Origin of the sequence: Dyella monticola (genome assembly GCF_003363155.1) — a bacterium.
GTDB classification, from domain to species: Bacteria; Pseudomonadota; Gammaproteobacteria; order Xanthomonadales; family Rhodanobacteraceae; genus Dyella_B; species Dyella_B monticola.
This window is the reverse complement of sequence record NZ_QRBE01000023.1, coordinates 1-17,535: the sequence shown is the minus strand read 5'-3', so window position 1 is coordinate 17,535 and position 17,535 is coordinate 1. Positions and strand designations below refer to the sequence as shown.

Annotated in this window: 13 protein-coding genes; 9 read left to right on the top strand and 4 right to left on the bottom strand. The window is 61.3% G+C overall.

The window, feature by feature from the left end:
- Positions 1-247: 247 nt before the first annotated feature.
- The 3 genes from putA to DWU98_RS21060 all read left to right on the top strand — a co-directional run bounded on the left by putA (position 248) and on the right by DWU98_RS21060 (position 5,474).
- Positions 248-3,442, top strand: coding sequence for a bifunctional proline dehydrogenase/L-glutamate gamma-semialdehyde dehydrogenase PutA (gene putA, locus DWU98_RS21070; protein ID WP_115497558.1), 3,195 nt, complete (start codon positions 248-250; stop codon positions 3,440-3,442).
- Positions 3,443-3,531: 89 nt separating this feature from the next.
- Positions 3,532-4,296 (top strand): TlpA family protein disulfide reductase, encoded by a 765-nt coding sequence (locus tag DWU98_RS21065; RefSeq protein WP_158545145.1) that lies wholly within the window; start codon positions 3,532-3,534, stop codon positions 4,294-4,296.
- 98 nt (positions 4,297-4,394) lie between these two features.
- Complete coding sequence (locus DWU98_RS21060) at positions 4,395-5,474, top strand: AraC family transcriptional regulator (RefSeq protein ID WP_115497556.1); 1,080 nt, start codon at positions 4,395-4,397, stop codon at positions 5,472-5,474.
- A gap of 16 nt (positions 5,475-5,490) precedes the next feature.
- Here the strand turns inward: DWU98_RS21060 and DWU98_RS21055 are convergent, their stop codons facing one another.
- Complete coding sequence (locus DWU98_RS21055) at positions 5,491-5,871, bottom strand: ArsR/SmtB family transcription factor (RefSeq protein ID WP_115497571.1); 381 nt, start codon at positions 5,869-5,871, stop codon at positions 5,491-5,493.
- Between the two features lie 106 nt (positions 5,872-5,977).
- Here DWU98_RS21055 and DWU98_RS21050 point away from each other — a divergent pair, with 106 nt between their 5' ends.
- Entirely contained in the window at positions 5,978-6,724 is a 747-nt protein-coding gene (locus tag DWU98_RS21050; protein ID WP_115497555.1) for a glucose 1-dehydrogenase, read from the top strand.
- A 43-nt stretch (positions 6,725-6,767) separates the two neighbouring features.
- Here the strand turns inward: DWU98_RS21050 and DWU98_RS21045 are convergent, their stop codons facing one another.
- The 3 genes from DWU98_RS21045 to DWU98_RS21815 form a co-directional block, all read right to left on the bottom strand.
- Complete coding sequence (locus tag DWU98_RS21045; RefSeq protein ID WP_115497554.1) at positions 6,768-7,202, bottom strand: hypothetical protein; 435 nt, start codon at positions 7,200-7,202, stop codon at positions 6,768-6,770.
- A gap of 23 nt (positions 7,203-7,225) precedes the next feature.
- On the bottom strand, positions 7,226-7,864 hold the full coding sequence (locus DWU98_RS21040; RefSeq protein WP_115497553.1) for a DUF5671 domain-containing protein: 639 nt from the start codon (positions 7,862-7,864) through the stop codon (positions 7,226-7,228).
- A gap of 125 nt (positions 7,865-7,989) precedes the next feature.
- On the bottom strand, positions 7,990-8,193 hold the full coding sequence (locus DWU98_RS21815) for a hypothetical protein (RefSeq protein ID WP_147293404.1): 204 nt from the start codon (positions 8,191-8,193) through the stop codon (positions 7,990-7,992).
- Between the two features lie 264 nt (positions 8,194-8,457).
- Here DWU98_RS21815 and DWU98_RS21035 point away from each other — a divergent pair, with 264 nt between their 5' ends.
- The 5 genes from DWU98_RS21035 (at position 8,458) to DWU98_RS21015 (ending at position 17,351) form a co-directional block, all read left to right on the top strand.
- The gene (locus tag DWU98_RS21035; protein WP_230474981.1) at positions 8,458-9,732 is read left to right on the top strand and encodes a parallel beta-helix domain-containing protein; all 1,275 of its coding nucleotides are present in this window, start codon (positions 8,458-8,460) and stop codon (positions 9,730-9,732) included.
- 8 nt (positions 9,733-9,740) lie between these two features.
- Positions 9,741-10,895: an SO2930 family diheme c-type cytochrome gene (locus DWU98_RS21030; RefSeq protein WP_230474980.1), complete on the top strand. Its 1,155-nt coding sequence runs from the start codon at positions 9,741-9,743 to the stop codon at positions 10,893-10,895.
- Between the two features lie 37 nt (positions 10,896-10,932).
- On the top strand, positions 10,933-13,395 hold the full coding sequence (locus tag DWU98_RS21025) for a TonB-dependent receptor (protein ID WP_115497551.1): 2,463 nt from the start codon (positions 10,933-10,935) through the stop codon (positions 13,393-13,395).
- 5 nt (positions 13,396-13,400) lie between these two features.
- Positions 13,401-14,816 carry a coniferyl aldehyde dehydrogenase gene (locus DWU98_RS21020; protein ID WP_115497550.1) on the top strand — a complete coding sequence of 472 codons (1,416 nt, stop codon included), beginning with the start codon at positions 13,401-13,403 and terminating at the stop codon, positions 14,814-14,816.
- Positions 14,817-15,041: 225 nt separating this feature from the next.
- Complete coding sequence (locus tag DWU98_RS21015; protein ID WP_230474979.1) at positions 15,042-17,351, top strand: type VI secretion system Vgr family protein; 2,310 nt, start codon at positions 15,042-15,044, stop codon at positions 17,349-17,351.
- The last annotated feature ends 184 nt before the right edge of the window (positions 17,352-17,535 follow it).

Sequence of the window (17,535 nt, the reverse complement as noted above, 5' to 3'; positions counted from 1 at the left end):
CGTTGCACGCTGCACATTGCCGCACCATTTGCTGCATTTACGCGATTGGCTGCGCGAACGCACGAGCGGACAACCTCGTCGCGATGCGTACCGCGACGACCCGCGACAATTTGTCTCGGCGTGCAACCATCGAAAAATGGCCAGGAAAACCGGCGCAGGACGGCCACGCTGCGCCGCAACGCGGCCGCCCCGGGGTTTCCCTTACAATTTACCGTTCCCTGACCCCTTACCCACGCGCCAGGCCATCGTGACTCAACCCATTCTTGCCCCCGAATTGCCGACCAGCGTCGAGCCGGCCCGCGCGCGCATCACCGCCGCGTGGCTGCGCGACGAAACGGAAGCCGTGAACGATCTGCTCGCCCAGGCCACGCTGCCGCCGGTCGAGCGCGAAAAAGTGATCGATCTGGCCGCCGAGCTGGTTACCCGTGTGCGCGCCCGCGCCAAGGACCAGAGCGCGGTGGAATCGTTCATGCGCCAATACGACCTTTCCAGCGAGGAAGGCGTGATGTTGATGTGCGTGGCCGAAGCCCTGCTGCGCATTCCGGACAAAAGCACCGCCGACAAGCTGATCCGTGACAAGCTCGGCGATGCAAACTGGAAGAAGCATCTGGGCCAAAGCGAGTCGCTGTTCGTCAACGCCTCCACCTGGGGCCTGATGCTCACCGGCAAACTGGTGAACCTTGCCGAGGAAACCCGTCACGATGTCACCGGTGCGCTACGCCGCCTGGTGGGCCGCGCCGGAGAACCGGCCATCCGTCTGGCCGTGCGTCAGGCGATGCGCATCATGGGCCATCAGTTCGTGATGGGTCGCACGATCGACGAAGCGCTGGATCGCTGCAGCCGGGGCGAGTACACCGCTTATCGTTATTCCTATGACATGCTCGGCGAATCGGCGCTCACTTCCGAAACGGCCGAGCGCTACCAGCAAGATTACCGCAACGCCATCACGCGCATCGGCGCGCGCGGCCCGTTCGCCAATCACACCGATGCGCCGTCGATCTCGGTGAAACTTTCCGCACTGCATCCGCGCTACGAAGTGGCCAACCGCGAACGTGCACGGCGCGATCTCACCGCCAAGCTGCTGGAGCTGTCGCAACTGGCGATGAAGCAAGGTATTGCGCTCTCGGTAGATGCCGAAGAAGCCGATCGCCTGGAATTGTCGCTGGACGTCATCGGCGACGTATTCGCGCATCCGTCGCTGCAGGGCTGGAATGGCCTGGGCATCGTGGTGCAGGCGTACTCCAAGCGCACCCCGTTCGTGATCGACTGGCTGATCGAAACCGCGCGCGCCGCCGGGCGCCGCTGGTATGTGCGGCTGGTCAAAGGTGCGTACTGGGACGCAGAGATCAAGCGTGCGCAGGAGCTGGGCCTGTCCGGTTACCCGTTGTACACGCGCAAGCCCAATACCGATGTTTCGTATCTCGCGTGCGCAAACAAATTATTCGATGCGGGCGCGGAACTGATCTATCCGCAATTCGCCACGCACAACGCGCACACGATCGCTGCCGTGCATCACACCGCTCGCGGCCGTCCGTTCGAATTCCAGCGACTGCACGGCATGGGTACGGATCTGTACGCGGAGGTAATCGGCAAGCAGAGCCTCAACGTGCCGTGCCGCGTGTATGCGCCGGTGGGTACGCACGAAGATCTACTGCCGTATCTCGTGCGCCGCCTGCTTGAAAACGGGGCCAACACCAGCTTCGTCAATCGCGTGGTGGATGAAACGCTGCCGGTGCGCGAACTGGTGGCCGATCCGTGCGAGACGGTGCGTCGCTATAGCTCCATTCCTCATCCGCGCATTCCCCTGCCAGTCAATCTCTTCGGCGAACTTCGGAAGAACTCTATGGGCATCAACTTCTCCAACGACAACGAACTGAAGGCCCTCGCCGAGACGGTCAATGCCACCAGCGGCCCGTGGACCGCCACGCCACTGGTAGCCAGTGGCGCGGCCAAGATCGGGCAGTCGGATGTCCCCGATAACATGCTGGCACGCGGCGCGACCGTCGCAGTGACCAACCCCGCCGACCGCCGCCAGACCGTGGGCAGCTACGTAAGCGCCGACGCCGCACTGGTCGACAAGGCGCTGGCTAATGCCGTGGCCGCGCAGCCCGATTGGGACCGGCTGCCTGCCGCCAGCCGTGCCGCGATTCTGGAGCACGCTGCCGAGCAGCTCGAAGCGCGTCGCGGTGAATTCATCGCGCTGTGTGTGCGCGAAGCCGGCAAGAGCCTGCCCGATTCGATTGCGGAAATTCGCGAAGCCGCCGACTTCCTGCGCTACTACGCCACGATGGCGCGTCGCCTGTTTGGCCATCCGGAACAACTTCCCGGTCCCACCGGCGAAAACAACCAGCTCTTCCTCAACGGGCGCGGTGTGTTCGTGTGCATCAGCCCGTGGAATTTCCCGCTGGCGATTTTCCTGGGCCAAATTGCGGCCGCGTTGGCAGCCGGCAACAGCGTGATCGCCAAGCCCGCCGAACAAACCACCTTGATTGGCTACGCCGCAGTGAAGCTGCTGCATGAAGCCGGCGTTCCGGTGGACGTGCTGCAGTATCTGCCGGGCGACGGCGCCGTGGTCGGGGCGGCGCTGACGAAAGATCCGCGCGTGGCTGGCGTAGCCTTTACCGGTTCGACCGAAACCGCCTGGGCGATCAACCGCGCGCTCGCTGCGCGCAATGCGCAGATCGCCGCGCTCATCGCCGAAACCGGTGGCCAGAACGCCATGATCGCCGACTCCTCCGCCCTGCCCGAGCAGGTGGTGAAGGATGTGATCGCCTCGGCATTCCAATCCGCCGGCCAGCGTTGCTCCGCTGCGCGCGTGCTGTTCGTGCAGGAAGATGTCGCCGACAAGGTGATCGGCATGCTCGCCGGCGCAATGGCCGAGCTGAAGGTCGGCGATCCGGGCCAGCTTTCCACCGACGTCGGCCCGGTCATCGACGAGGATGCGCTGAAAATCCTCAATGATCACGCCGCACGCATGGACAAGGAAGCGAAAAAGATCGCCGAAGCCAAGCTCGATCCGGCGGCGACGTCGCACGGCACCTTCTTCGCCCCGCGCGCGTATGAAATTCCCGCGCTCGATGTGCTCACGCGCGAAGTGTTCGGCCCCGTGCTACACGTGATCCGCTGGAATGGCAACGCGCTGCCGAAGGTGATCGAACAGATCAACCGCACCGGTTACGGTCTCACGCTCGGCGTGCACAGCCGCATCGACGATACGGTGGAATACATCCGCGGCCATGCACGCGTCGGCAACTGTTACGTCAATCGCAACCAGATCGGTGCGGTGGTCGGTGTGCAACCGTTCGGCGGCGAATCGCTGTCGGGTACGGGTCCCAAAGCAGGCGGCCCGCATTACCTGTTGCGCTTCGCCACCGAGCGCACGCTCACCATCAACACGACGGCCGCAGGCGGCAACGCCTCGTTGCTGACGATCGGCGAGTAGCACCATCTCGCCGAAATACAAAACTTAGCCCCACCGTCATTTCCGCGAAGGCGCGAATGACGGTGGGGCAAGACAGAGGTATTGCGAAAGTGTCTAGGTCACATCCGGCGCTCCTGTTTGCACTGATGTGCCTGTGCGTCACGGCCCGCGCCGCGAACCTCAGCCCGGACGAACACCACTTCATCTCAGCGCTGCAACTGGGCACCTCACCGCACGTCCGCTACCTCGACTCCAACGGTAAGCCGTTGGACTACGCTGCCTTCGCGCAGCAACTGCACGCACGTCGCTCTTACAGCATCACCCGTGACAGCCAGGCCGGCATGGCCGTGTTGCGCCTGCGCCCGGCGGGTGCTCATGCGGGCGAGCCAGGCCGCTTCGCCTTCGGACGCGGCGACGCCTTTCCTCCTTTCCAATTACCGTCGCTGCAGGGAGACGTGAAGCGGTCGAGCGACTTGCAAGGCCGCTACACGCTGATCAGTTTTTTCTTCGCCGAATGCGCACCATGCATGGCCGAGGTTCCCACCCTCAATGCCTATGCACACGCGCATGGCGATATGAATGTCATCGCCATTACGTATGAAGATGCGCCCACGGCGCGCCAGTTCGTGGACCAGCACGGCCTCACCTGGCCGGTATTGCATGACGGCACGGCGCTGACCGACACGCTCGGCATCGGCATCTATCCCACCTTGATGTTGATCGACCCTGCCGGCCGCGTCGCCGGGGCCGCCGTGGGCATGTCGATGCAGGACGATCCGGCCAAGCGCCTGGCCGACCTCAGCGGCTGGATCGAGCAGTGGAAGCGCACGTCCGCATCCACACCGTCCCTGCACGCGAAACCCACGCAGCCGTAACACTCAGCGGCGACTTGTGCGCCGCGCCAACCACCCCGGCGCCACCCGTGCTAGAACTCCCGCTTGCGCCAATTGGGGTTGGCACGGGGAAAGCGGGCATGTCCGAAGTAGCCTTCGAGTTACGCGAAGCACGACGCACACTACCGGCGGCGATCGAGCCTGACGCGCGCGCGCAGGCGGCCGACATTCCACCTAATGTGCTGGTACATCTCACTGAATTCGCCGCCCGGCACGGCATCGCCAGCGACGGCTGGTTTGCCGGCTTGGGTATCACGCGCCCGCAGATCAACGAACCGAGCCTGCGCGTGTCCTACCGGCAAGCACGCACGGTGATCAGCCGCGCCCTGCGCGGCCTGCGTTACCCGGCACTGGGCTTACTCATCGGACGCAACGAAACCATTGGCAGTTTTGGCTTGCTGGGCCTGGCCATGATGACGTCGCGCAATTTCGGCGAAGCGATGAACGTGGGCATTGAAAACCACAAAGTCTGCGGCAGCCTGCTCGACGTGGATCTGGCCGTGGTCGACGCGCAGCATGTGGCCGTGCAGACGTGGCCGCGCTTTGGCGAAATCGAATTGCTGCCATTCTTGTGCGAGGAGTTGTTCGCCAGTTGCCTGGCCATCGCACGGGAATTGGTCGGTCCCAAGATCACGCCGGTGCGCATGGAATTCACCTATCCGGCGCCCTCCTACGCCGCCGAATACATCACGACATTCCAGTGCGACGTGCGTTTCGGCGCGCAGCACAACCGCATCGTGGTGGATGCGAACTGGCTTGCTCATCCGCTGCCCGGCTACAACCCGCTTACCTCGCGACAGGCGTTGGCGCTCTGTCACCAGCAACTGCGCGGCACTACCAGCGCCGATGAAATCGTCGGCTCGGTGGAACGTCTCCTGCGTAGTCGTTTGCGCGACCATCCGCGACTCACGGAAGTGGCGCACACGCTGCATCTGAGCGAACGGTCGCTACGCCGCAGGCTTGCCGAAAGCGGACGCATCTTTCGCGAAATCCATGATCGCGTACGCGCCGAACGCGCGCTCGAATTGCTACGCGCCGGCCAAATGAGCGTGGCGGAAATCGGCATCGAACTGGGCTTCAGCGATCCGCGCGAGTTCCGGCGCGCGTTCAAGCGCTGGACCGGCATGCCGCCGCAACTGGCGCGGCGAAGCCTGCCTTGATGGAAGCGATAGCCGCTTAGCGGGCTTTGGTTTTGCGGGGACTGGGCTTGCGCGTGTTTGCCTGCAGACGCTCCGCCGCCTGGGTCTGATGCGCCTGCATGATCGTCACGACCAACCCCGGAAAACGCTGGTTGACCTCTTCACAGCGCGTGGTATTGCGCATTTCCACACCATGGCGTTCGCTGCGAATCAAGCCCGCCTCGCGCAGCGCGCGGAAATGTTGCGAAAGCGTGGATTTGGGAATCTCCCGGTCGCTGATCTTCAGGAAATTGGAACACGTCGCGCCGCTGGAAACGGCGAGCTCGGCATAGATGGCGGCGCGGACGGGGTCGGACAGGGCGTGCAGGATGCCCTCGACCGTGACGTCCTCGATGGAAGGATGAATCAGGGGCCTCATGCGGAGCATTTTATCAGCCCCTTGATTTCTAGTTCCATAGTTCATAAGTTACGAACTACTGGACTTAACACCTCTTCGCCCCACTACCAAACGCAGGACAAACCTCATGAGCAAATTGAAAGGCAAAGTCGCCGTCGTTACCGGAGCATCCAAGGGTATCGGCGCCGCCATCGCCAAGGCACTGGGCGCGGAAGGCGCTTCGGTCGTCGTGAACTACGCATCCAGCAAAGCGGGTGCGGACGCGGTGGTCAATGACATCGTGAAAGCCGGCGGCAAGGCCGTGGCGGTGCAAGGCGATGTATCCAAGGCTGCTGACGCACAAGCCATCATCGATGCCGCCATCAAGCATTACGGCCGTCTGGACACGCTGGTGAACAACTCGGGCGTGTATGAGTTCGCACCCATCGAGACGTTCACGGAAGAGCAGTTCGACCGGCAGTTCAACGTGAACGTGCGCGGCCTGCTGCTCACCACTCAGGCTGCGGTGAAACACCTGGGCGAAGGCGCCAGCATCATCAACATCGGGTCGGTCGTCACACGTGCTGTGCCCGCGAACACCGTGGTGTACACGGCCACCAAAGGCGCGGTGGATGCGATTACCGGCGTGCTGTCACAGGAACTGGGGCCGCGCAAGATCCGCGTCAATGCGCTCAACCCAGGCATGGTGGAAACCGAAGGCGCGGTTGCGGCGGGCGCCATCGGCGGCGATTTCGAGAAATACGCGGTAGCGCACACACCGCTGGGCCGCGTCGGCCAGCCGAACGATATCGCCTCGATTGCCGTGTTCCTCGCTTCCGACGATGCCTATTGGCTGACCGGCGAGCGCCTGTACGCAGGTGGCGGCGCGCGCTGAAGCTGCGCGCTATCCAGCGCTATCCGAGGACACCGCGCTGCGATCAGCGCGGTGTGCCTAGCACGGGGACATTGTCGCTTTCTGCGGCGAAGTGAAAACAATAAAGCCCGGCCGGATGCCTCCATGCCGGGCTGCCTGGTGTGTAAAGGTATGGTGTTGCGTAATCGCCGGTGTGCCGTTGGTCGACGGCATCAAAATGCGCGCACAGGGTATAGGTGTCATCGCCCAGCCTGTTGTAGGCGTAAGGTTCACCGGTCACCGGGTCGCTGCTCCATCTGCCCTGCAATCGCAATTCGCTCAGATCACCCGGCAGCGTGTGATGGACGAGCCGATAGCGATGAACCGCGTTGGCCATGACGCTCAAGGCTGAAATTCGCTGATCATCCAGTTTCAGTTGACGCTGATGCGTGGGTGAGCCCACTACGCACATCCCGGCCGCTACAGCGCCCAGCATGGCCACCGAGGCAATGATTGCCATCGTTGGTCCCGCGCCGAGGCGAGTCATGCGGTGAGCTCATCGCGGCGAAGGTCCCACAAGTAATAACCAAAAATCGCACCGGCGATCGCGCCGGCCACCAGCACTTTGAGCACGAAGCGAATGGTCATTTCGCCACCCAGCACGCTGTAGACCAGGGTAATCAGATCGCAGATCAACACGATGGCCGCAACGAACAGCGTGAGGTAAGTCAACCAACGCCGCACGCCCGACTGTCGCGTGATGACCTGTTGCTTTAAATCTCTGCCGATCTTGGCCGAGAAGACGAGAAAGACCGGAAACGCGATGATGATCGCCGCCACCGACCAGCGGATGGTGTCCGTATATCCGCTCGCATACGACGCGGCGAGATCGGGAAAGTGCCGGTTGATCAATTCGAACAACAACTGGCCCAAGTGATAGGCACTCACGTAGAGCGTGGTGAACATCACCAGATAAAGAAAGGCTTCTTTCGCCGAAAGATAGGGACGCGGACGCGGCACGGGCACCGCGAAATTCACATCGGCGTACGCGGCCAGGGCAGCTCGCACCTGTTCGACCGTCCATCCAGCGTCCGTCAATGTGCGATCGATGCTCTCTCGCGAACACCCGCGCAAAAGCGCATCTCGGACAAACTGATCCAGGTCTTGCGCCGCGCTCGCCATAGGTTCCCCCGTAAGTATCCGTACGCCTCCCGTAAATAGTGCCACGAGTGCTGCAGGCGTTAGAGATATCCGGGGACAAGGGCCCGGCTAGCCCCTGGCGCGAAGCCATGGGCTATCGCGCAGCGTTATTGGCGGTGCACATCGCCGTCGCCGATGCCCAGGCAGAGGCGCTTGAAGCCTGCCGTGGTCGTCCGCCCTGCATGCGGCGACTTGGACTTATCCATTGGCTCGGAAGCGACCGGCTCCATCGCCTTCTTTCGCTGACTGACAGCGATCGAACTGCCGCCTCCGGTGTGCCCAAACAAGCGTCCAACCCAGTGGGAGCGCATCGTTGACTCCTCGACATACGTTGATGAGCATTCAAGATAAAGGCACGCCGATCGCCGTAGTAGCGATATCTCGGCAACGCAGCCTTTAGTTGTCTTCAACGGTCGAACGCGCTCCGATCGGTCCATAGGGATACGCCCGCACAACGCCCGAGGAGGCACATCACACCCGCTACCGCCTTCACATGTGCCACAGACTGGCCGCTTTACCCCCCATGTCAGTCCCTTTTGCCCTCCCCCGCCTGGATGGCTTGCAGGACAGTGCACATGTACGCGCTCGTAGGGCGCAGGGGAGATATCGCCGTCATGCGCAAGACCTGCACCGTGCTTGTCACGTCGCTACTGCTGGCTGCCTGCGGTCATCAGGAGAGCGCCACGCAAAGTCAGAACGACGCCTCGTTCGAAAGCAAACTGGAACAGCAGTTGCTCGATGCCAAACCCGGCAGCGTCATCACGGTGCCGGCCGGCCATTACACGCTCAAGCGTGGCTTGAGCCTGCGCACCAATGGCGTGACGATCCGTGGCGCAGGCATGGACAAGACGGTGCTGTCGTTCAAGGGGCAGATCGTCGGCCCGGAAGGTTTGCTGGTGAATGCCGACGATTTCACCATCGAGAACCTCGCCATCGAAGACACGATGGGCGATGCGTTGAAAATCAACCAGGGCAAGAACATCACCATCCACGGGGTGCGCATCGAATGGACCGACGGCCCCAAGAGCACCAACGGCGCCTATGGCCTTTATCCGGTGAAGACGCAGAACGTTTTGGTGGAAGATTCGGTGGTGATCGGCGCCTCCGATGCCGGCATCTACGTGGGGCAATCGAACACCATCGTCGTGCGCCGCAACCGCGTTGAAGAAAACGTAGCAGGGATCGAGATCGAGAACTCGGTCAATGCCGACGTGTACGACAACACGGCGACGAAGAACACCGGCGGCATCCTGGTCTTCAACATGCCCAATCTTTCCCAGGCCGGGCATGCTACGCGCGTCTTCCACAACAAGGTATTTGCCAACAACACCGGCAACTTCGCCAAGAAAGGCGCGGCGGTGGCCAGCGTACCGGCCGGCTCGGGTGTCGTGGTCAACTCCAATGACAAAGTGGAAATCTTCGACAACGACATCGCCGACAACCAGACGGCCAATGTGATCATTTCCAGTTATTTTTCCACCAACTATTACAACAAGCTCGGCGTGGCCGCCGATTACAACCCGTATCCGAAAAGCATCTACGTCTACGGCAACCGCTTTAAGGGCGGTGGCGATTCGCCGGATGGCCTGGAGCTGAAAACGCTCAAGGCAGCCGTGTACGGTATCAACGGCAGCTTTCCCGATGTGGTGTGGGATGGTTACGCCGATCCAAACCATCAGGTCGACGGCTTGCCGCCCGCCAACGATCGCATCTGCATTGAAGATACGAACGGGGTGCTCAATGCAGACGGCCCACACGGTTACAAGCATCCAAGCACGGATACCAAGCCCTTCCAGTGCAGCTTGCCCAAACTGCCGCCGGTTGCGCTCAACCCCGAGCCGAACGTTTGAGCGCACCGATGTCAATGAAGCTGTGGATACGCATGACATGGTTGCTGGCACTGCCGTGCCTTGCAGCCTGCCATCGAGGCATGGAGCCGGTGGCATTTCACGATGACGGCTACCCGCCAGCGTTGAGCGACTGGCACGTGGTCGAAGCGCGCGATGGCGTGCTTCAGTTGAATCAGGGTGTCGTACCGTACGAACTGAACACGCCTTTGTTTACCGATTACGCACATAAGCTGCGCACCATCTGGATGCCCAAAGGCGTTTCCGCCCACTACAGCGCCACCGATACCTTCGATTTTCCAGTGGGAACGATCATCAGCAAAACGTTTTTTTATCCCATTCCCGCATCCGAACCGCGCAACGCCAAAGACGTCGCACGCACCTACGACACCCGTCGCGATTTCGCCGGACAAGGTTTGAATCTCGCCAACGTGCATCTGGTGGAAACGCGCCTGCTGGTGCGTCGCAAGAACGGTTGGATCGCCATCCCCTACGTATGGAATGCCGACCAGACCGACGCCCTGCTCGCGCGCACCGGCGATGTGCAACCGTTGCGGCTGATAAGCGAGAACGGCGAACGCGAAGATTTCAATTACGTCGTACCCGATCAAAGCCAATGCGTCAGCTGCCATGCACGCGACTGGACCACGCGTGCGCTGCAGCCGATCGGTCCGAAAGCGCGACATCTCAACCGCGATTATCGCTACGCCGACGGTGACGAAAACCAACTGACGCATCTCACACGCGTGGGGTATCTCACCGGCGCGCCCGCGCCCGCCGATGCGCCACGCAACGCGAACTGGATGGATCCACACGCTTCGCTGGATGCCCGCGCACGCGCCTACCTCGACATCAATTGCGGCCATTGCCACAACCCGAAAGGCGCCGCCAATACCACCGGCCTGACGCTGGACATCAGCACGCCGAAAGACCGTCACATCGGCATCTGCAAACCACCGACTGCCGCGGGGCAAGGTACGGGCGATCACTTCTTCGATATCGTGCCGGGCCATCCCGACGACTCGATTATTCCGTACCGGCTCAGCTCCACCCAGCCGGGCACGATGATGCCCGAGATCGGCCGTAGCACAGTGCACAAGGAGGGCGTCGCGCTGATCAAGGCATGGATCGCGGCGCAGCCTGGGGAATGCGTGGTGTTGCATTGAGGGGTATTTCGTTTCATTTCTTGGGGGAAAGAAAAACATGATTGCCCATCAACGAACACTGCCCGCTTATGTGCGCCATCTCCTGCGTGGTGGCGTTGCACTGCTGATGTGCACACCCATGTCCGCCTTTGGCGACGATGCACCGGTGCAGACCAGCACGAACGATACGCAGAACCAGCCCGACGCGAGTAAAGCCAAGCAGCTTGGCAACATCACCGTGACCGCGCAAAGCCGCACGCAGCAAATGGAACAGGTGCCGATTCCACTGCAGATCATCACGTCAAAACAGATCGACACGCAGGCCGCCACGGATCTCAGCAAAATCTCGCTATTCGTACCTGGCCTGGTGGTGGATGGAAGCCAGCCGACGCAGCCCAGCTATTCATTGCGCGGCATCAGCACCAGCGACTTCGGTATCGGTACGGAGTCGGCGGTAGGCGTGTACATCGATGGCGTCTACGCGGCGCGCTCCGGTGGTGCATTGCTTGCGTTCAACGACATCGATCGCATCGAAGTGCTTAAAGGGCCGCAAGGTACGTTGTTCGGCCGCAATGCGGCAGGCGGCGCGATCTCCATCGTCACCAACGAGCCCACCGATACGTTCGAAGGCAAGGCCACGGTGCGTATCGGCAATGAGGGCGAGCATTATGAGAGCGCACTGGTCAACCTCCCGCTCGCCAAGGACATGGCGCTACGTGTGAGTGTGCTGGACAACCAGAGCGACGGCTGGATCCGCGACCAGGCCAACGGCCAGCACTATGGCAAGAATGACGATTGGGGAAGCCGCATCGTCTACCGCTGGAACATTACGCCTGACACGCGCGTGCTGTGGTCGTGGGATTACGAGCGCTTGAACCAGCCGCCGCGTCCGGCGATCGGTCTGATACCGCTTTCCAACGACACCAACCAACGTCCACCCTTTCCGCCAAACGCCGCCAGCTATCTCAACCCCCTTACGGCACCGCTCTATAACGATGCCATCCAGGCAAGCGAGTGGCGCCACTTCGATGATTCCACGCTGATTATCGACCACTCGTTTGCGTGGGGAAGCTTCACCTCGACAACCGCCTGGCGCCATTTCAATACCTTCAACGACGAAGACAACGACGGTACGGATCACATCGTCAGCTATCTGGATACCGCCAACATCGAGCACAACAACAGCTATTACCAGGAATTCAAACTGTCGGGCGACAACGATCTGATGGACTGGGTATCGGGCGTGAGCTTCTACTCCGAGCAGGCGCGCCAGACCAGCCAGGTGAATACCAATACCAGCAGCCTGGATACGTTGGCGCAAAATGTGGATGGCATCGGCCTGCCGCTGACCGACATCACGCAAGGCCTGCAGGCGCTTGGCTTGCCTTTCAACTTGCTGGGCGATCCGTGGCGCGAGGAGATCAGCAACGACGGCAACTTCAAAGCCTATGCCGCGTTCGGCGATGTGATCTGGCACGTCAACGACAAGCTGGATATCACCACCGGCCTGCGCTACACGGAGGACCAGAAGGATTTCACCTGGTATACGCCACCGCGCCAGGCGACCGCGTTCGATCAGACTGTGGCGGAACTGGTTTCCACTGGTGTCTACGGTCTCTTGCCACCCCAAGCACAGCAGGCGTTGGCGGCGTTCGGCGGCAACATCGTGTTTCCCAATGCGGTAGGCGAATGGGTGCCCGTGCATCACACCTGGCACGACTTCAGCCCGCGCCTGGTCGGAAGCTACCGATTCACGCCGAACGTGATGGCCTATCTCTCCGCGACCAAAGGTTACAAGGCCGGCGGTTACAACAGCCTGCAAGTGGGCTCGCTGTATGCACCGGAAAAAGTGTGGAACTACGAAGGCGGCATCAAGATGGTGGTGCCACAGTACAACCTGCTTTTCAACACCTCGGTGTACTACTACCGCTATTCGAACCTGCAATCGTCGGTGCTCAATCCCAATTCATCCGGTTCAGGCGTACCGTTCTACACCGTGATGACCAGCGACCAGCATGCGAACGGCGTGGACATGGACGCGCAGTGGGAACCCTCCGACGCACTGCGCCTGAACGCCACCATGGCGTATATCGACAGTACATACATCCGCGGCGTCTCCACCTCCGGCGTCGTGCTTGATGGACAGCCCACGGGCGAGCCGCTGTTTTCAAGCACCGTGGGTTTTGATTACACCTGGCACGGCGTGTATCGCGGCGACCTCGAACTGAATATGCAATATGCCTATCGCGGTCATACGCGCTGCAACGCCGACTCGGAATTCCAGGGCAATTGCTTCAGCACCGCCGCCTTCAGCATCGGCACATCGCAGCAGCGCACCGACGCCAGGCTGGACTGGCATACACCGGATCAGCGCTGGGGTGTAGGCTTGTACGTCAACAACATGTTCAACAAGCGCTACGTGCTCGGCATCGGCAACGACACCACGGATGATTTCGGCACACCGTATGCCACCATCACGCCGCCGCGCACGTATGGCGTTGAATTACGCACCAAGTTTTGAGTGTCATGAATCAACCCGCAAACGTCGATCTGCTCACCGAATTGCGGCGCTTACGCATCGTGCAGGCGCGCGATCCATTGCCCGATTGGCCCACGCGCGCGCGACGCTTGCGCGCATTGGAGGCGGTGGTAAGCCAGCATCGCGCGGAGATTGCCGATGCGATCCACGCGGATTTCGGTTGTCGCCCGCACGAAGAGACCGACATGCTGGAGGTATTTCCAAGCCTGTCGGGCATCCGTCACGCGCTCAAGCATGGCTGGCGTTGGATGAAGCCCACGCGGCACGTGGCCGGCGTGGCGTTTCTACCGGCGAGCACGGAGTTGCGCCCTCAGCCGTTGGGTGTGGTCGGCATCATCGTGCCGTGGAATTACCCATTGTTTCTTGCCGTAGGTCCGTTGGTGGACGCGCTGGTGGCGGGTAATCGCGCGATGGTGAAGATGAGCGAGTATACGCCGCGTTTCTCGCAGCTTTTTGCCGAACTCGTCGCAAGGCATTTTCAGCCCGATGAAGTGATCGTCGTCAATGGCGATGCGTCCGTGGGCCAGGCTTTCGCAGCGCTGCCGTTCGATCATCTGTTGTTTACCGGCTCAACTTCGGTCGGCCATCACGTGATGCGCGCCGCGGCGGATCACCTCACACCGGTAACCCTTGAACTGGGCGGCAAGTCACCTGCCATCATCGGACCGGGCGCACGGTTTGAGCATGCGGTGGAACGCATCGTGTTCGGCAAGCTGGTCAATGCGGGACAAACCTGCATTGCGCCTGATTACGTGTTATTGCCGCGTAACGACGTTGCTCGCTTTGTCGCTGCCGCACAGGACGCCACGGCGCGCCTGTATCCGGATTTCGCTCACAACCAGCAATACGCCAGCATTGCGACCGATCGCCATTATCAGCGCCTGGTGCAGTTGCGCGATAGCGCGGTGAGCACCGGTGCACGTAGCGAACGCTTGAACGATGTCGCCGATCGACCCGAACAACGCCTGCTTACGCCGGTGCTATTGACCGACGTGCACGACGACATGCCGGTGATGCAGGAAGAAATCTTCGGCCCGCTGCTGCCGCTGATTCCCTATGACACGCTCGATGAAGCCATCGACTATATAAGCCGCCGTCCGCGCCCACTTGCGCTGTATCTGTTCGAACGCGATCAGGCGCGCATCGATCAGGTGCTCGCGCACACGCATGCCGGTGGCGTAACGCTCAACGACACGCTTTATCACATCGCCCAGCATCGTCTGCCGTTCGGCGGCGTAGGGCCTTCGGGCATGGGCGGTTATCACGGTGAAGCGGGTTTTCGCACGTTCTCGCATATGAAGCCGGTGTTCCGGCAAGCGCGGTTCAACGGCGCCGGCTTGCTCAATCCGCCGTACGGCAAGCGCTTCCGGCAGTTGCTGAAATTTCTGTTGCGCATGGGTTGAGCGACAAGAACCTGTTCTCGCAGATATGTCAGCGGCCGCTCATCACGTTGTCCGCACCCGGCGCGGACGACACAAATTCGGGCATTCCTTACACAGCACCGGGCTTCCAACCATTAGAAGGGGCGGCTGAGAGGTCCTAAAAATGGTGTTCTCGCACTGCGCATGCGCAAGCCATGCGCATGACTTGCCGTACCACGGCCAGAACACCGCCATAAAGGAACCCGTATGCCGGACCCGGTTGGATCCGCGCTCGCTGTAGCGCAAGATGGGCATCAACATTATTTCGTCGACATGCCTGCAGTGGCGCTCTCCAGCGCTTTCGACGTGCGATCGTTCGAAGCGCAGGAGGCGTTGGGCAGCCCCTACCGCATCACCGTCATGCTCTCCCATCCGCAAGCAATCGCGCGGGAGGATATCGTCGGCCACGATGCTACGTTCCGCATGGTGAGCGCCGATGGCACGCCTCGCCAGTTTGCTGGCTGCGCCACGGCTTTTAGTCGCATCAGACGCACCCACGACGAATACACCTATCAACTGGTGATCGAACCGCATGTGGCACGTCTTAGCCACGTGCAAGCGTGCCGCATTTTCCAGCAACAAACCGCGCCTCAGATCATCGAAGCAATCCTGCGCCGGCATGGCTTCAAAGGTCACCAATTCACCTTCAATCTGCGCCGCAGCTATCCGCAGCATGCCTTCCGCCTGCAATACAAGCTCAGCGATGGAGATTACATCCGCGTCTTGATGGAACAGGAAGGGCTTTACAGCTACGTCGATGACGGTGAGCACGGTGATGTGCTCGTTATTGGCGACGATGTCGACCATTATCTCTATACGCCCACGCTCACACTGCTTCATCGCGAACCGGCCGGCTTGAACCCCCAGAGCGAGGCGTTGCTCTCGCTCGAAACCCACGCGCGGATTGTGCCGCAATCGTATCGAGTGGCCGACTACAACCCCGATCAGGCGTGGGAACGCTTTCAGGCCGAAGCAAACGTCGCCAGCAAGGACACCACCACCTGCGGGCAACGGTATGTGTATGGCACCGGCCATCTTGATCTGGCGCAAGCGCAGTGGGAAGCGCAGTTGCGGCACGAAGCGGCCATCGCGACGCAGGTGGTGTACAAGGGCAGCAGCACATCGATGGCGATGCGTCCCGCACGCATTGTCCAAACGGATGAGGTATTGCCGGACGCCCCCAATGGCATGGTGATCACCAGGGTGATCCACACCGGCGCCCGCGACCAAACCTACCGCAATACCTTCACCGCGATGCCGGCCGACCGGCGCTTCCGCCTGCCGCTCAATGAAACCGCGTGGCCCAGGATCGCCGGTTCGCTGTCCGCACGCATCACCTCCCCCAGCCGCTACGACTACGCGTACCTCACCAAGGAGGGTTATTACACCGTCCGCTTCGACCTGGACTTTGACGCCTGGAGCCCGGGCGGCGAAAGCGTACCGCTGCGTCTCGCAAAACCCTTCGCCGGCAAGCTGCAAACGGGCATGCACTTCCCCGCGCTGGACGGCGATGAAGCCGTCATCAAATTCCGCGATGGCGACCCCAACAAACCCTACATCGCCGCCTTCCACCATCACAGCCAGGCCATCGACCTGATCACCAATCAGGATCGTTGGATGTCGCGCAACGTGATCCGCACGCAGCGCGACAACAAGCTGCAGATGGAGGATTGGGAAGGCCAGGAGCACATCAAGCTCAGTACCGAGCATTCCGGCAAAAGCCAACTCACGCTCGGCCACATCGTGGATGGTCAGCGGCGGCAACGCGGTGAGGGCTTCGAGCTGCGCACCTCCGCCTACGGCGCCCTGCGCGCCGGCAAGGGCCTCTTCGTCAGCACGGACAACCGCGTCAACGCCCAGGGCGCGCAGTTGGATATGCACGAAGCCGTGCAACGGCTGCAAACGGCCAACGCGCAGATGGAAAGCCTGATGCAGGTCGCCACCAGCGCGCAGGCGGAGGCGGCCGATACCAAGGCGATGAACGAAGTGCTGCAAACCCAGCTCAAGGACTTGCAACAGGCGGTGATGGTGCTAAGCGCCACCGCATCCATCGCAACCACAACACCCGAGTCCATCCTGCACAGCGCCGGCAAAAACCTCATCTTCACCGCAGGTGAAAACGCGGATGTCGGCGTGCTGCGCAAGTTCACCGTCGCTGCCGGCGAGATCATCAGCCTGTTTGCGCAAAAGGGCATGAAACTCATCGCCGGCAAAGGCAAGGTGCAGATCCAGGCGCAGAACGATGAGATGGCGCTCGCCGCACTCAAGGATTTCACCCTCACCAGCAGCAACGGAAAGCTCGTCCTGAACGCCAAGCATGAAATCCGGATCGGCGCGGGCGGCTCCTACATCAGGATCAACGGCAACCGCATCGAATATGGCACGCCGGGCGATATCTACGAGAAGTGCGCGTGGTGGGGCAGGCAGGGCGCGGCGTCGCAAAAACGGCCTCTCAATCCATTTGGCTCATCGAACATCGATCCTTCTTCGAACGCCGATTACACCCATTCCGAATAAACGTTACGCACGCACGTTGCCAGGGACAGGTCCATGCTCATCAGCCCACCTTTCATCCACCCTCATCTCACCGGCGCCGGCCATCCCGACACGGATGCCCGTTGGGTCGACGATTGCATGCCCAACGTCCCGGGGAAAGATGGCCTATCTGGCCTGTTCCCCATCAGCCACAAGCTCGGCTGGC

Bases quoted from the DNA above. Each gene is read 5' to 3' on its own strand.
- DWU98_RS21040 (WP_115497553.1), bottom strand. From the start codon at position 7,864: ATGGCGAGCGCGGCGCAAGACCTGGATCAGTTTGTCCGAGATGCGCTT.
- DWU98_RS21045 (WP_115497554.1), bottom strand. From the start codon at position 7,202: ATGGCAATCATTGCCTCGGTGGCCATGCTGGGCGCTGTAGCGGCCGGG.
- DWU98_RS21815 (WP_147293404.1), bottom strand. From the start codon at position 8,193: ATGCGCTCCCACTGGGTTGGACGCTTGTTTGGGCACACCGGAGGCGGC.
- DWU98_RS21055 (WP_115497571.1), bottom strand. From the start codon at position 5,871: ATGAGGCCCCTGATTCATCCTTCCATCGAGGACGTCACGGTCGAGGGC.
- DWU98_RS21030 (WP_230474980.1), top strand. From the start codon at position 9,741: ATGTCAATGAAGCTGTGGATACGCATGACATGGTTGCTGGCACTGCCG.
- DWU98_RS21025 (WP_115497551.1), top strand. From the start codon at position 10,933: ATGATTGCCCATCAACGAACACTGCCCGCTTATGTGCGCCATCTCCTG.
- DWU98_RS21050 (WP_115497555.1), top strand. From the start codon at position 5,978: ATGAGCAAATTGAAAGGCAAAGTCGCCGTCGTTACCGGAGCATCCAAG.
- DWU98_RS21060 (WP_115497556.1), top strand. From the start codon at position 4,395: ATGTCCGAAGTAGCCTTCGAGTTACGCGAAGCACGACGCACACTACCG.
- DWU98_RS21020 (WP_115497550.1), top strand. From the start codon at position 13,401: ATGAATCAACCCGCAAACGTCGATCTGCTCACCGAATTGCGGCGCTTA.
- DWU98_RS21035 (WP_230474981.1), top strand. From the start codon at position 8,458: ATGTACGCGCTCGTAGGGCGCAGGGGAGATATCGCCGTCATGCGCAAG.
- DWU98_RS21015 (WP_230474979.1), top strand. From the start codon at position 15,042: ATGCCGGACCCGGTTGGATCCGCGCTCGCTGTAGCGCAAGATGGGCAT.